The organism is Streptococcus pseudoporcinus LQ 940-04 (genome assembly GCF_000188035.1).
Classification (GTDB): domain Bacteria; phylum Bacillota; class Bacilli; order Lactobacillales; family Streptococcaceae; genus Streptococcus; species Streptococcus pseudoporcinus.
The window spans coordinates 1-14,740 of the sequence record NZ_AEUY02000001.1; the positions used below are offsets into that span (position 1 = coordinate 1).

Consider the following 14,740-nt stretch of genomic DNA (forward strand, 5'->3'; position numbering starts at 1 on the left):
TTAAAAGCTTCGTCTTTTGTATCGGAACAATCCATAATGCTTTAAAAGTGTCATTTTCATACTCCATAGACACAATCATTGTGGAAAATATTCCTAATATAATTGGTAAAATCAGCCATAAATTATAACTAAAGATTGTCCATTTGAAATATTTCATTGCATTGTCTGAAAGGTCTATATTCCCAAAGTATATAGTGGCAAGCAATGGCATTAAGAGTGTTGCCAGAAACATCATCCAAACAATCTTTTTCCTTTTCAATTTAAGAAACTCTACTTTAACTAAATTAAGCAATTCCCTCTCCTCCGGTTATCTTCTTGAAGTAATCTTCCAAAGAATCATTACAGGTTTGTGATGAAGCCACCGATATTCCATTCATAACTAATGACTTATTAATTTTTGCCATATCTAATCCGTAACTATATATCTTTACATGATTATTATCTTCAACAGAATAGTTGGTTATTCCGAACTCTTTTTCCAACACAATAGTCGTCTTTGATACATCAGACACTTCCAACATAATATACTTTCTATTTTTTTTATTTAATTCTTCCATGCTGCTTTCTTCTAAAAGAACCCCTTTATCTATAATGCCAACTGTATCAGCGAGAAGTGTTATTTCAGATAAAATATGACTGGAGATTAAAATTGTCTTTCCTTTTTTTATACTTAAATCTTTTATAAAATTTCTAACTTCCGCTATTCCAATGGGATCTAAGCCATTTGTCGGTTCATCTAAAATTAAAACCTCTGGATCATGTAAAATTGCATTAGCAATCCCAAGTCTCTGCTTCATTCCTAAAGAGTAATTTCCGAATAGTTTCTTATCTTTATGTGGTAAGCCAACTACTTCTAAAGCATTTTTTACCGCATCAGGGAAAGCCGTTCCTCTAAGCAGTGCAAATATTTCCAAATTCTCCGTCCCTGTAAGATTAGGATAAAATCCAGGTGTTTCAATAATCGCACCAATTCTTGGATAAATCTTTTTCTCATTACCTTTTATATTTTGGTTAAAAACACTTACTTCACCATTCGTAATATCAGTAAGTCCCAGTATCATCTTCATAATAGTGGTCTTTCCTGCTCCATTTCGTCCTAATAGCCCGTATATAGAACCTTTTTCAATGTGTAAATTTACCGAATTTACAGCCTTTTGTTCTCCATACACTTTTGTTAAATTCTTTGTTTCAATAATATAGTTTTTCATTTTCTTTTTCCTCCTTAATAATTTTGTCTTTTCATAGATTTTATAGAGAACACAAAAAATAGTGTTCCAATTGTTAAAATATGTAACAAACAACTAAACTGCGATACATTTAACGAATATCCACCTATACTGTTTTCTACCATTTCTTTGGCAGCCGATGATACATTTTGATAAACCCCTAATAAACTTGCAAGCGGATGTATATGAACTAATATCGAAGCTCCAAATATCCCCATTCCTAAATAAAGCAAGCACATAGAAATAGGTAAAACATAACTCTTAGAAAAAGTAGCAATATAAATTACCGGAAGCATTGCAATCGGAATTAATAAAGCTGCAAGCATATATAATATTGCTGCCTCTTTTAATGTAATTAAATTAAAATCTACGAATCCGGCACTTAATACTGCACCCAAAACTGATGACATATATGTTAATACCATCAAAAATATAGTCAGTAATTCTATCAAAATAAATTTCGCAAAAAATACTTCAAATCTACTAACCGAAGTTATTAGTACATTCTTTAAAGTGTCATTCTTCCTTTCGTCAAAAAATAACATTGTAGAAATCATTCCAATTACGATTGGCAAGAACACAAAAGTTATATTCTTAAACGCTAAACAATATAAGTCTCCAAAACTATCCATGATAGGACTTTCTCTTGAAATTGAAAATGCTCTTTCAATTGCAAACAAATTCAAGATAACAGTTAGTATAATAATACCTATCAAAATTTTACTTCTCTTCCATTTTTTTATTTCAGCTTTTATCAAGAACATATCGCACCTCCTTACAATAAATATTATAAATGATTAACCTTGCCATAATCTTGCGACACCCTTGTTTTTATCTTGTTTCAATAAAAAAAGCCCCAAAAGGGGCTTTCTAAATCAGCTACTTACATTGCAAACTCCACAGTAAAGACAGTTTTTATGTTAGGTATACTACTTACCCTTATTTTGGCATTATTCACTCTTAACAATTCTTTAGCAATTGATAAGCCAAGTCCCGATCCTTTTGTTAATCTTGAACTATCTGCCTGATACATCCTATCAAATATATATGGTAAGTCCTTTTCACTTATACCATTTCCATTATCTAAAATCATCAAAGTAGCTTTTGTATCCGATTCTTCTAATTTCAAGTGTACTCTATCACAATTACTGTGAATAATAATATTGTTTATAATATTGTTTAAGCTCCTAAAATAGGCATTTTCATCTATCTTTATATAGAATTCCTGTTCCGGAATTTCAATTTCATAACTTATATGTTTTTCTTCAAAAATAGGAATCCAGTCGCTTATCACATTTCTTGTTAATTCATTCAGGTCTTTATCTACAAAAGAAAACTTCCATTCTCCTGAATCCAACTTTACCCAATCAAAGAGTTTTTCTACAAAATCCTTCAAGTAATGTGCCTTACTTAAAGAAATTTTTATATAATCTTCCTTCTCATCTCCCGTAACAATTCCATCTTGCACTGCTTCCAAATACCCGACCATAGATGCTAAAGGAGTTTTCACATCATGAGACAAACTTGTCATAAGCGATTTATACGCCTGTTCTGACTGCTTTTGTTCTATTAGCTTGTTCTGACTTTGTAGAGTTATCTCATTTATATCATGACAGATCTTTTCTGTAGTTTCATTTTTCTTAATTAAAATTCTGCGATTGTAATCACCATTTTTTATATCAACGAGTACTTCCTGAATACTGTTTATTTCTTTTTTTATGTTGGTAATTTTTTTTAACAAACAAAAAATTACAAATATCAATAATAAGATTATGATGATTTTTACATCCATATATCATACCCCCTTACTAAAACGATAACCCACGCCCCTAACTGTCAAAATATAAGTTGGTTCTTCAGGGTTAGGCTCTATTTTTTTTCGAAGCTTACTGATAAAAGACATGATATTACTATCATCAAAAAGATAATCTTCTTCCCAAACATTCGTATATATTTGTTTTTTTGTAAAAATCCTCCCTTTATTAGACGCAAGAAAATACAATAAATCAAATTCTTTATTTGTTAATTCTATGTTATTATCACTTATTTTTACAATTCTATTTTCCTTATCTATTTGCATACCATCTATTGTGAGTATATCAGACTGGTCTGTGCTTTTCTGATTGAAATCTATATATCTACGAACCATAGCTTCAACTCTTGCCTTAAGTTCATTTATATTAAATGGCTTTGTCAAATAGTCATCAGCACCTCGTTTAAGTCCATAAATTTTTGAATCATCATCAGACTTCGCAGTCAGCATTAAAACCGGAATAGTGCATTCTTCCCTTATCATCTCCAGAACTTGAAACCCATCAAAATCAGGAAGCATAATATCTAATAAAATCAGACACAAATTATTTGCATTTCGTATTTTCTTATATCCGTCTAATCCATTATTGGCAATATCAACAGAATATCCATCAGTACTTAAACACTTTTTAATTAAATTACATAATGTTATATCATCATCTATAATTATTATCTCTCTCATATCTCATAACTCCATACTTCTTATTCAATATAATTATCATCAAAGGAAAATACATCATTCGGTGTACAATCTAAAGACTTACATATTTTTTCTAAGTTTTTAAGTGTTATAGGCTTATTTTTTCCCATCTGTGCCATAACATTAGTGGTAATCCCTGCCATAACTATTACATCTGTTTTCTTCAAACTTTTCTTCGCCAATAGTATCCATAATGGTTTATAATTCAATGCCATACTAATCCTCTTTTCTTTGTAACGATTTTCGGAGTAATTATATCACTTTTATTGATTATATTCAATTTTTATTTGATTTTTAAAAGATTGTTTACAACCATTTTTTACATTTTGTCTTTATACAGACTTCATAAACTGAACAAAAAAAGAATACCCTTATGCGAGAGTATTCTTCCTCAAAAAAACAATGGACGATCTTTACAGGATACGAAAAAACTAGGAATTTATATGGGCAAGGATATGGAGAGATAGTGTTCTCTCCTCTTTTTTCCTCCAAACAAAAAAAGAGTCGGTGCAGTACTAAGACCACACCGACCATAAGTTTATCTTTCAGCTTCTTTTGATGTTTCTTTCTTTTCTTTAGGCTTTCCCTTATCTTCAGTCTGATATTTTTTGATTTCTCCAAGCACAGACTCTTTCTTTTTTTCTTGTCCTTTCATTTGTTCTTTTGCTTTTAAAAGCTTATAAGACAAAATACGGACATTCTTATGTTCCTTTCCGTTGTTGTCAATGCTTGTTTTTACTTGACCAAATATTTTAACAAAATCTCCTTGTTTTAAGTTCTCTAAATCTTTTGTCTTATCTCCATAGGCTGAACAATTAGTATAAACTTTATTTCCATCGTCATCTTTTGAAACAATTGAAAAATTACTTACTTTAAACTTTTCTCCATTTGCATTTTCTCTTTCAAGATTTTCTACTTTGCCTGCTATATTACCGACAAGATTTATAAGATCATCTTTTTCTTCAATATCACTGACATTTTCAACAATCTTACCTTGTTCTTTCATATCATCAATCATATAGTCAAAGTCATCATTTAATAGACCTGTTGTGTCTTTGATCATATATAAAACATAGACTTCTTCAAGTGCCTTTTCATCAGTAACGCCTTTTTCTATGCTCACAAGTGCTTTTATAAAATCCTTGTAGTTATCATTCATCATTTCTTCTAAGTTTTCTCTAATATCTTTGTATTCCATAGTTTCCTCCTTGTACTAAATAAGGAGAGCCTTTCGCCCTCCTCTATCTTTCTTGTCCTTTTTCATTTTTTTCTTGGTTTTTATCTTTTTCTTCTTCCGCTTTAAATTTGGATATTTGTCCCAATATTGATGGTTTCTCTTCCCTTGCGTGTAGATTATCCTCTACATCATAAGTTGATTCAAAGTAATCACTATCTTTAAAATCATTGTCATACCTATCTGGTATTCCATCATTGTCAAGATCTTTTGCTAGTGGATCATAGAAGTTTCCATCATCATCTATCTCTAGTCCTAGAGCTTGTTTTAAATCTTCTTCATCTACCGATACCAAATCATCAAAACTTGACATCTTTATGGCTTCAGTCATATCTTTAATAGCTTGTGAGTTAGATATATCTTCTTCTACAAAAGATTCTGTTCTAATAGCTACATTATCTACATATTGAGTCCATGTTTTTTCTTCCAAATTTACCTCATATTGAATCGTGTGCTTACCATCTGGCGTTTCTGTATAGGCAAGTCCTATATGGCTTAAATCAGGGTATAATTTGTCAAAGTCTTCATAGCTATTAGATTCTGAGAACTCGTAATTAGAATAATCAACTATCGCCCTCTTTAAATCTTCTAATAATGGTGATTGGTTTTCTAATTCTTCTACTTCTCCCATATCTAAAAGTTTATTAATCTCAGCTAGTCTTAGTGTCTTATCCCTTAACTCATCTGCTTTTTCAAATGGTTTAGTTAATTCTACTTTGGCATTTTCTAAAGATTCTTTATAGTTTTCAAGGTTTTGATTCAACCTTTCAAGTCTTGCAGGCATTTTTTCAATTGCATTATCAAGCCTTGTTATATTACCATCAGTAGAGTTTGAAAACTCTCCGAAGTATTCTGCTTTTCCTAGAAGTTTAAAGGTGTGAGTATTAGTCATAAAGTTATATGAAACTTGTAAGTCTAAATTCCTATATTTACCAATAACCTTGCTATCATTTATCTTTACCTTTTTTATTTCTTCTAATAGCTTATCTCCGGCTTCTTTCTTATCTAAAATTTTATTTGAGCCAAGACTGATTGAAGTGAATTTGTTATCTCCTTCTCCTAATTTCTCAATACTTGCAATATCTTCTTTAACTGCTTTTATTTCCATTTCAGTTTTTAAAATACTTTGAGGATAAATTTTATTTACCTTATCTTCAAGCTTGTATTTATTAGACTTGTAGTTTGCTTCCAGCATTTTTAGTTTTGTAACTTCGTTATCTAAATCCATCTTTTCTTTAATTAGAGGATTACCAGTAGCTAAAGCCTTAATTTCTGAATAAGATAGACTTGCTTCATCAACATCTTCTGCAACACGCACAGGCGTCTTGCTTGTCATAATTTGGGATATAAATTTCTGCTTATTTTCTATAGTCTGGTCGAGTAGGTCGGGGATATTACTATCCCTTTCCCCTCTAAGAACCGTGCATGAGAGTTTCCCCTCACACGGCTCAAGTTTTTATAAGCCCTAATTAAAGAGCCAGCGTGTTTTCTTCATCATTTATATGCAATTTTCTATGACACAAAGGGTGTACTATAGTTTTAAGGGTAATGTTATTTTGAATTGTTTGATGTACTCTAAAGTCTGTATCAATAGTTATTTTCTCTCCACAAACAGGGCATATTCCATTTTGCGTTTTATACAGTCTATTTATAACTGTACGTCCTTTAAGTTCGTTTCGTATTTTTAACTCTTCTCTTTCTTCAAAGTATATTTGCCAATTTTCATCAAATGGATTTGCTTCAGCTTGTATCTTGGTAAATCTTTTAATATCAGTGTCTGTAGCATATTTAAGACGAAGATAGTATTTCTCGCCATTTTCCATTCTGTCACCAGTTGCTACACTGAAAGTCCAAGTTCTATTCCCAATGGTATGGAAGTATTTCTTAGCTATCCATTTTCTACCTTTCTTTGGGTGTCGACGAACGCACCAGGTCCACAAACTTTTATATATTTCATAGTCAAGTTTTTCAAAGGCTTTCGATGAAACATTATACTTCTGATAGTTTACCCAACCTATAATGATTGGATTTAATTTTCTAATCAAAATTTCTTGTTTCATTGACGGATTATCTTTTATGATTCGTCTGATTTTATCGACAATAGCCTTGAAGTTCTTATCAGATGGTTTTGTCAGCAACTTATCTTTATACATCCTAATATTAACTCCAAGAAAATCAAAACCGTCATTTATGTGCGTTATGAGTGTCTTTTCCGCTGATAATTCTAAACCTCTTTCAGCCAAGAATTTTACAATGATTGGCTTTACACCATTTTCAAGCAATTCTGCACTTTCTCCTGTAACAATGAAATCATCTGCATATCTAACAAAATTAACCTTTGGGAAATATGTTTTCTTATTTACTGTTCTTCTATGGTATTTCTCTTTGATTGCTTTTTCTAGACCATCTAATACCATATTAGAAATAATAGGTGATATTGGCGAGCCTTGGAGACTTCCTGTTTCTGTTGGAAATAGTTTTTGTTTTTCTATATATCCACACTCAAGCCAAAGTTTTAATAGTTTCTTGTTCATTGGGATATTATTTAATATCCATTCATGACTTATATTATCAAAACAACCTTTTATATCTCCCTCCAGTACCCATTTTGCAGATTTCTTTTTATTAAGTGATGTAAAACACTGCTCGATAGCATCTTGTGTACATCTTTTTGCCCTAAATCCATAAGAATTAGGGTCAGCAGTAGTTTCTGCTATTGGCTCAAGTGCAAATTTATATAGGGTTTGCATTGCTCTATCTGTCATTGTAGGAATGCTGAGAGGTCTTTTCTTGCCATTTTTCTTTGGTATATACACTCTTTTAAGAGGCTTAGGTTTATATCCTCTTAAATTTAACTTTTCTATCGCCTTATACTTTGCCTGTGGTGTTAGCCATAATTCACCATCAACACCACTTGTTTTCTTGCCTTGATTTTCAGTTACCCTCTTAATAGTCAAGGCTTTTGCATAAAATGAAGTTGTGAGTAAATGTTGTAAAGATTTTACCTTTCCATATTTACTCATTTCCCACGCTTTCACAATACGTATTTGTAGTTTTTTAACATAGCTTTCTGCTAGAGAAAAGTCTATACTTTCCCAGTTTTTAGCTCTGTTAGTAGTAGCACACATTTTACTGTTCATTTGCTTTCTCCTTTCAAAAATTCTACAAGTTCTCTTGTGATTAAAAACCAAATGGAAGTCTGCACTCTTTCAAGTTAGGGCAAATTTTGAACCCCTATCCATCTAATTACAAGATGGCATTCGCTTTTTCCATTCTCCTTTACCTGCACCATTATCAGCATTTCTTACGATTTGCCTTGCCTTATGGCAATAGTACAGGCTTACCATGTTTCACTTAATTAACATTGATAACTTAGGCTCTACCTCTCTGCCGGTAGTCTTTTTGTCCGTGTAATCCCACTGTGGAAAGAATTATCCGACTACACACCATTTTGGTTCAGGCTTATCAGCAATTTTAGCCTGTTCACCTTAACGACATTTATCAGTAGTTCACATATGTTAGCCATATTATCAAGCCTCGCTCCCTAACCACCTTGTTGCTGGCAGTTTCGGTATTTCCTCACGGTTTTACCTCAAGTAGGGCTACTTTAATATCGGCTTACCACACCTAAGTGCAGTCGATACTCGGCTCAACTAACGGAATAGTTGGTTTGGTCATCATGCCAAACAGTTAAATTAAGCGACTTCATGTCGCACCCATAAATAGGCATCAAAGGTATTTTCTGTGACATATCTAAAGATATTTACCTTATCATTTTCATTACCTTGACGAACAATTCTACCACTTCTTTGCTCTAGGTCAGACGGTCTCCATGGGACGTCTAAATCGTGTAAGGCTATTAATTTGTTCTGTACATTTGTACCTGCTCCCATTTTTTGAGTAGAGCCTAATAATACTCTTACTTCTCCTCTTCTTACCTTAGAGAACAATTCATCTTTTTGTTTGTCTGTATCTGCTTCGTGGATAAAGGCTATTTCATCTTTTGGTATTCCCATATTCACTAGCTTGTTTCTAATATCATCATAGATATTAAATTCTCCATCTCCTTTTGGTGTAGACATATCTGAAAATACTAATTGTGTCGATGATTTTTCTTTTGTTTTATCCCAGATCGAAAAGATATTTTTTACACATACATTTACCTTTGAATTAGGATCATCTGGAAGTAGTGGATTTATTAATCTTTGATCTAGAGCAAGTTTCTTACCATCATTTGTAATCTTTAGCATATTATCTTCTGTTGGCTCGACTTGGTTATTTCTAACTGCGTCAGCTCTTTCTGAAATAGCTTTTAATATTTCTTTTTGTTCCTCAGTAGGTTTTGTTTTAATAACTTCAAAATTTGCTTCTGGTACAGGCAAATTTAACATATCTGAAGTCTTTATATCTGCTACTTCTTTAAACATAGACATCAACTCTGGCAAGTTATAAAACTTTGAAAATCTTGTCTTTTGTCTATATCCAGTGCCTTCTGGAGATAATTCAAAGGTGTTTTCTGTTTCTCCAAAAGTAGAAGCCCAAGCGTCAAAATGTTCTAATCCTCTTGCCTTTAAATCGTCATATTGAAGGTATCTTTGCATGGTATAAAGCTCTGTCATTGAATTTGATATTGGTGTACCAGTAGCAAATACAACTCCCTTTCCATCTGTCATTTCGTCCATATACCTACATTTCATATACATATCCGAAGACTTAAAGGCTTCACTCTGACCGATACCCGCAACATTTCTCATCTTTGTATGCAAGAATAAGTTTTTGTAATTATGAGCTTCGTCTATAAATAACTTATCTACTCCTAGTTCTTCAAAGGTTATTACATCATCTTTTTTAAAGTCATCATTTAGCTTTTCAAGTCTTACCAAAAGTTTCTTCTTTGTCTTTTCTAGTTGTTTTACTGTGAAATTTTCTCCTCTATTTCTTTTGTTCTCGTCAATAAAGGAAACTATATCATCTATTTGATCTTGTATATGCCTTACCTGGTATTCCCTAGACATCGGTATTTTTTCAAATTGAGAGTGTCCTATGATGACTGCGTCATATTCTCCCGTTGCAATCCTACCAATAAATCTTTTCCTATTTTTAGGTTGAAAGTCTTTTTTATCGGCCACCATAATGTTTGCTGACGGATATAACTGCATAAACTCTCTACCAATTTGAGTGGTTAGATGGTTAGGAACTACAAATAATGATTTACTTGAAAGTCCCAACTTTTTAGATTCCATAGCAGAAGCTACCATTTCAAAAGTTTTTCCTGCTCCTACTACATGGGCAAGTAGTGTGTTTCCACCATATAAAGTCCTTGCTATGGCATTTTTTTGATGTTCTCGAAGTCTTATTTCAGTATTCATTCCATCAAAAGTTAAGTTAGAACCATCAAATTCTCTATTTCTAATTGAGTTAAATTTTTCATTATAAATCTTTTCTAGCCTATATCTTCTATCAGGATCTTCAAATATCCAATTCTTAAATTCCTCTTTAATCAATTCCTGCTTTTGACTTGCAAGCATAGTTTCTTTTTTATTCAATACAGAAGTCTTAGACCCATCATCATTTATTACTTGATCAAATACCTTTGTATCTTTTAGGTTAAGGGCATTTTCAATTAGCTTATAGGCATTTACCCTACTTGTACCATAAGTCATGTTAGCAAGGTCATTAGTTGAGTCAACACTTTTACCTTCAATGTTCCATTCACTTGTATGTGGTGAGAACCTAACATTTATATTCCACCTATCATAACCTGGCGTTTTTAAAAGATTAAAAGTAAAGTCTTCTATATCTTTTTGAGGTATCCAGGTTGCTCCTAACCTTACATTTATATCAGAAGCAGTTAGTTCTTCAGGCATAACTTCTTGTAATTTTTCTCTTTGATATTTGAGTTTGCCTAACTCGTTTAATAATGTGTCTTTCTTTTCAGAAGGTGCTAAATCTATTACATTTTCAATTTCTCCGATATATGAATTGAGATAACCAATCTTTTCTCTAATATTGCCACTTAAATACTCATCAGCCGATACATATGAAAAATGAAATGGATCGTCATTGTTAAAGTTTTCAAAGGGCATTCTGTTATTTATTAGGTCTGTATCCTTAATATCTAAAAATATCTCGCCCTCAAGCTCACCAATTAAGGTGTTCCTATCTTTACTTGTTATAGATTCCATATATTCAAAGTCTACATATCCTTTTTGTGAAACTGATAAGACTAAGGCTTCAAGGGAAGTATCTACATAGTCTACTACTTTTGCCTTTGTTATTGTTCTTTTTGAGAATATATCACTCTTAGCTTTGAAATTATCCTCATCATCAAGTATTTCTATTGATGAAACCAAAGGAAAGTTTGAGTCTTCCTTTAAAGCTCTAGTATTTGATAAGGAGTTAATAAAGCCATGTTTCTTTGAAAAGTTATCATAGACTTCATTTAACTTTGCTTGTGACTCTTTTATTTCATCGTCTGAAAAATCGTCCTTTTGTTTTTCTATTACATCTTTTAAAGCATTCATTACATCAAGATAATCTTTTATCTTTTCTTTATTTTTATCTGATATATTCTGCTTGATTAAGACTGAGTTTTCTCTTAGGTAGACCTCTTCATCAATAATAGTGTAAGAAAAATTCTTAACATCATCTGTTGCTGGAAGACTTAATTCTTCATCTTCCAATAGTTCGACCTCTTCATATTTTGAATTTGAAGATATTTCCTTACTTGCAATATCCATTAAGTCTTTTAACTTTTCATCTTCTTTTTCATCACAAGTAATAGTATTGCCAAATCTGCCAGATACTTCTTTCATATTCCCTAATACCATCTGAGGATTATCTACAAAGTATTTATTATAAGTCAAACCCTTTTTATCAGTTGATAGATGAATCCAACCGTCATCTCTTTCTATAACTGAATCTCTCTTTTTTAAGAAAATAATATCTGAAGTAACTTCTGTACCAGCAAGTCCTTTAAATGTTGTATTAGGTAGCCTCATAGCTCCTAAAAACTCACACCTAGCATTAATATATTTTCTAACAGATTCATCTTTTTTATCCATAGTTCCAGATGAAGTTATGAAGGCAATAATTCCTCCATTCCTAATCTTATCTATTGACTTTGCAAAAAAATAATCGTGAATCAGAAAGTTATTTCTGTTATATTCACGATCGTTAACTTTAAAATCTCCAAAGGGAACATTTCCTATAACTAAATCGAAAAAGTTATTTGAGAAGTTTGTTTCTTCAAAGCCTTTAATTTGAATGTTAGCTTCAGAATAAAGTTCTTTTGCTATTCTTCCGCTTAGACTATCTTTTTCTACTCCATAGACTTTAGAGCCTTGTATTTCACTTGGCATATTACCAATGAAATTACCAACTCCTGTAGATGGTTCAAGGATATTTCCAGTCTTAAATCCCATATCTGTTAGAGTCTTATATATTCCATCCATTACCTCTCTAGGTGTATAAAAGGATGTTAAAGTAGACTCTTTAGCATTCAAATACTCTTCATTTGTTAGATTTTCTTTTAAAATATTTCTTGCTTCGAGCCATTGCCCTCCCTTTTCTTCATCAAAGACATCGGCAAGACCACCCCAACCTAAATAATCAGCAAGATAGGCTTGTTCATATTCTCTTGGACTCCTATTTTCATTTTCAAGTCTTTTTAGCATTTTAATAGCTTTTATATTTTTATCTAGCTTTTCTGATGGTGTCAGGTATTCTGAGTAGATATGATTTTTTAAGTCATAATTTCTAGCAAAACTTAGTCTTTCCTTATTAGGTTCATAGCCTAGATTCTTTAAATCTTCTTTACCCCTCAATAAGTTTTCGGCTGCTTCTCTTGGGATATCATACCTATCCATCATTTGGTCAATTTCAGGATTGTAGTTATCAATAAAGCTTTCTTGTTCTACTTGTCTTTCAATTTGTTTTTCATGCTCAGATAATTTGTATATCTCATAATTTCCACTATCTAAAAGGTCATCAATCTTTCTACTTTCTTCAAATGTTTCACCCTTATATAAGGGAATTTCTTCTCCATTAACTTCTACTTTAGTTCCTGTTTCAATTAAGTTAATTCCATCAAAGATATTCTCATCTTCTAGAATAAATTCTTTTCCAACTTTTACTGCTAGTTTTTCTGGTGTTTGACTTAGATTTTCAAAGATTTCTTCAAGGTATGAATCATTTCTATATGGAATTACTTCCGAACCCCTAATCATACCTCCCATATATTCCATATTATCTCTAATGGTTACAGTTTTAAGTCCTCCACTTAGTTCATCAAAATCTGTAATGGTAAAGTCCTTATCCTTATATCTAACCTGATCGCCTATCTTAAATTTAGGCTCTATCTTTTCCTTAACTTCTTCTTGTGAAAATTTTTCCTCACTTAGTGCAACTTGCTCTTCTAAATATGAAAATTCACGCTCATTTACTTCTTCACCATCACCAAGGTCAATCCTATAATGCTCGACAACTTCGCCATCTACATAGTGGTCAAAATAGAATTTGAAATATCCGATATAATCATCAGTCATTTCTCCAAATTCATTTTCTCCAAGAGTTTGATTATGGTCTTTAACATCAATATCCTTTTGTCTTAGGACATTAATTAAATCTTTAGTTACTATCTGCCCACTATAATCGGGAACTAATTCGTGGTTTTCATTAAATTCTACAATCCAGTAATCTTTTCTATTTTCAGTGTTTTTGTCATCAAAAAAAGAAGCTTCATCAGCTTCCTTTTCTTGGCTTATTTCATTTTCTAGGCTTCCACGTATTCCTTGATTGCCATTCTCTTCACTGTTGCCATCAAGTTGTTCATCTGTCCTTGGTATTCCTCTGGATTCTCTCTCATCATCTTCTCTGTCAATCCTTGTGCTTTCATCATTTTGACTTTCTCTATCTTGATAAAGTCCACTGCCTGATTCTGGATTTCCTTCAGATGGTTCAAAAGTGTTTTCTCCTCGTACATTTCCTGAAGTTTCTTCCAGTTCTCCATGTCCTCGCTCCCTACCAGGTAAGACAGTCTTAGAACTGCGTATGTTGGATTCGGAAATCTCTCCATAAATTCCAGATCCTTCTCCATCATGTCCAAGGTTTTCTCTTCGATCTTCATCGCTATTTCCTCTGTCGCTTCCATCTGTGAAAACTCGTCCATCTCTACTTCTTGACCTATCATCTCGTCTATATAAATCATCTTGACCTCCTCTATCTTCATTTATATTTTCTATATCTCTATTATAGTCGGCAGCGACCCTTTCTGTCAGCAGCCTAGCACGATCCATTCCCTTAGATTTTTCTATTGTGCTATCTATAATATCTTCGCTAACCCTTGATATTACAAGACCTATCTGTTCTAAAGAAATAGTATTAATCCTAGAAAAATTATTTTTTAAATTTTCCATATCCATAGGATAGACTGTATTAAACCTATTAGCTACTGCATAGGATATTGAGTCTCTCATAAACTTTTCAAAACTAAGTCTATCCTCTATATCTATCCTTAAATCAGCAAGAGCCAAATTAATATATTCATCTCCATAAATTCGACTTAAAGAAAATATATTTTCATTAAGTGAATCACTAGCTTCAAATGAAGAATCTCTTATTATTTCTTTTAAAGCCTCCTTATGGTTTTCGTGGTCAAACTGCCATAAGCTAACCTCATTAATATTCCTATCCATTGATGTGGTTTGACTAATATCAAAAATGTATGAAATTCTTTGATTTACATCACTTCCAACTAAAATTGGAATA

The 14,740-nt window shown here is 32.1% G+C and carries 8 protein-coding genes and 3 pseudogenes; all 11 read right to left on the reverse strand.

Annotated elements, in window-relative coordinates:
* Window positions 1–292: ABC transporter permease (locus tag STRPS_RS00010; RefSeq protein ID WP_037598821.1), on the reverse strand; the 292-nt coding region annotated here is incomplete at its 3' end.
* A complete protein-coding gene (locus STRPS_RS00015; RefSeq protein ID WP_007891111.1) occupies window positions 285–1,208 on the reverse strand; it encodes an ABC transporter ATP-binding protein in 924 nt (307 codons plus the stop codon). The genes STRPS_RS00015 and STRPS_RS00010, both read right to left, overlap by 8 nt.
* A 14-nt stretch (window positions 1,209–1,222) precedes the next feature.
* A complete protein-coding gene (locus STRPS_RS00020; RefSeq protein WP_007891072.1) occupies window positions 1,223–1,990 on the reverse strand; it encodes an ABC transporter permease in 768 nt (255 codons plus the stop codon).
* Window positions 1,991–2,109: 119 nt separating this feature from the next.
* Window positions 2,110–3,018 carry a sensor histidine kinase gene (locus STRPS_RS00025; protein ID WP_007890999.1) on the reverse strand — a complete coding sequence of 303 codons (909 nt, stop codon included), beginning with the start codon at window positions 3,016–3,018 and terminating at the stop codon, window positions 2,110–2,112.
* Window positions 3,019–3,021: 3 nt separating this feature from the next.
* Window positions 3,022–3,720, reverse strand: a complete 699-nt coding sequence (locus tag STRPS_RS00030) for a response regulator transcription factor (protein ID WP_007891049.1) — start codon at window positions 3,718–3,720, stop codon at window positions 3,022–3,024.
* 20 nt (window positions 3,721–3,740) lie between these two features.
* Complete coding sequence (locus STRPS_RS00035) at window positions 3,741–3,953, reverse strand: helix-turn-helix domain-containing protein (protein ID WP_004838415.1); 213 nt, start codon at window positions 3,951–3,953, stop codon at window positions 3,741–3,743.
* Between the two features lie 323 nt (window positions 3,954–4,276).
* Window positions 4,277–4,936 carry a hypothetical protein gene (locus STRPS_RS00040; RefSeq protein WP_007891022.1) on the reverse strand — a complete coding sequence of 220 codons (660 nt, stop codon included), beginning with the start codon at window positions 4,934–4,936 and terminating at the stop codon, window positions 4,277–4,279.
* Between the two features lie 43 nt (window positions 4,937–4,979).
* Window positions 4,980–6,353, reverse strand: a pseudogene (locus STRPS_RS00045) (DNA helicase); the annotation flags it as partial.
* An 88-nt stretch (window positions 6,354–6,441) separates the two neighbouring features.
* Complete coding sequence (gene ltrA, locus STRPS_RS00050; protein WP_007895911.1) at window positions 6,442–8,112, reverse strand: group II intron reverse transcriptase/maturase; 1,671 nt, start codon at window positions 8,110–8,112, stop codon at window positions 6,442–6,444.
* A gap of 576 nt (window positions 8,113–8,688) precedes the next feature.
* Window positions 8,689–10,875: pseudogene (locus tag STRPS_RS10970) on the reverse strand (helicase-related protein); the annotation flags it as partial.
* A 209-nt stretch (window positions 10,876–11,084) separates the two neighbouring features.
* Window positions 11,085–12,693, reverse strand: a pseudogene (locus STRPS_RS10975) (Eco57I restriction-modification methylase domain-containing protein); the annotation flags it as partial.
* Window positions 12,694–14,740 lie beyond the last annotated feature (2,047 nt).

What these genes read in the sequence shown, in the direction of transcription:
- STRPS_RS00015 (WP_007891111.1), bottom strand. Translation starts at nt 1,208, where the DNA reads ATGAAAAACTATATTATTGAAACAAAGAATTTAACAAAAGTGTATGGA.
- STRPS_RS00020 (WP_007891072.1), bottom strand. Translation starts at nt 1,990, where the DNA reads ATGTTCTTGATAAAAGCTGAAATAAAAAAATGGAAGAGAAGTAAAATT.
- STRPS_RS00025 (WP_007890999.1), bottom strand. Translation starts at nt 3,018, where the DNA reads ATGGATGTAAAAATCATCATAATCTTATTATTGATATTTGTAATTTTT.
- STRPS_RS00030 (WP_007891049.1), bottom strand. Translation starts at nt 3,720, where the DNA reads ATGAGAGAGATAATAATTATAGATGATGATATAACATTATGTAATTTA.
- STRPS_RS00035 (WP_004838415.1), bottom strand. Translation starts at nt 3,953, where the DNA reads ATGGCATTGAATTATAAACCATTATGGATACTATTGGCGAAGAAAAGT.
- STRPS_RS00040 (WP_007891022.1), bottom strand. Translation starts at nt 4,936, where the DNA reads ATGGAATACAAAGATATTAGAGAAAACTTAGAAGAAATGATGAATGAT.
- ltrA (WP_007895911.1), bottom strand. Translation starts at nt 8,112, where the DNA reads ATGAACAGTAAAATGTGTGCTACTACTAACAGAGCTAAAAACTGGGAA.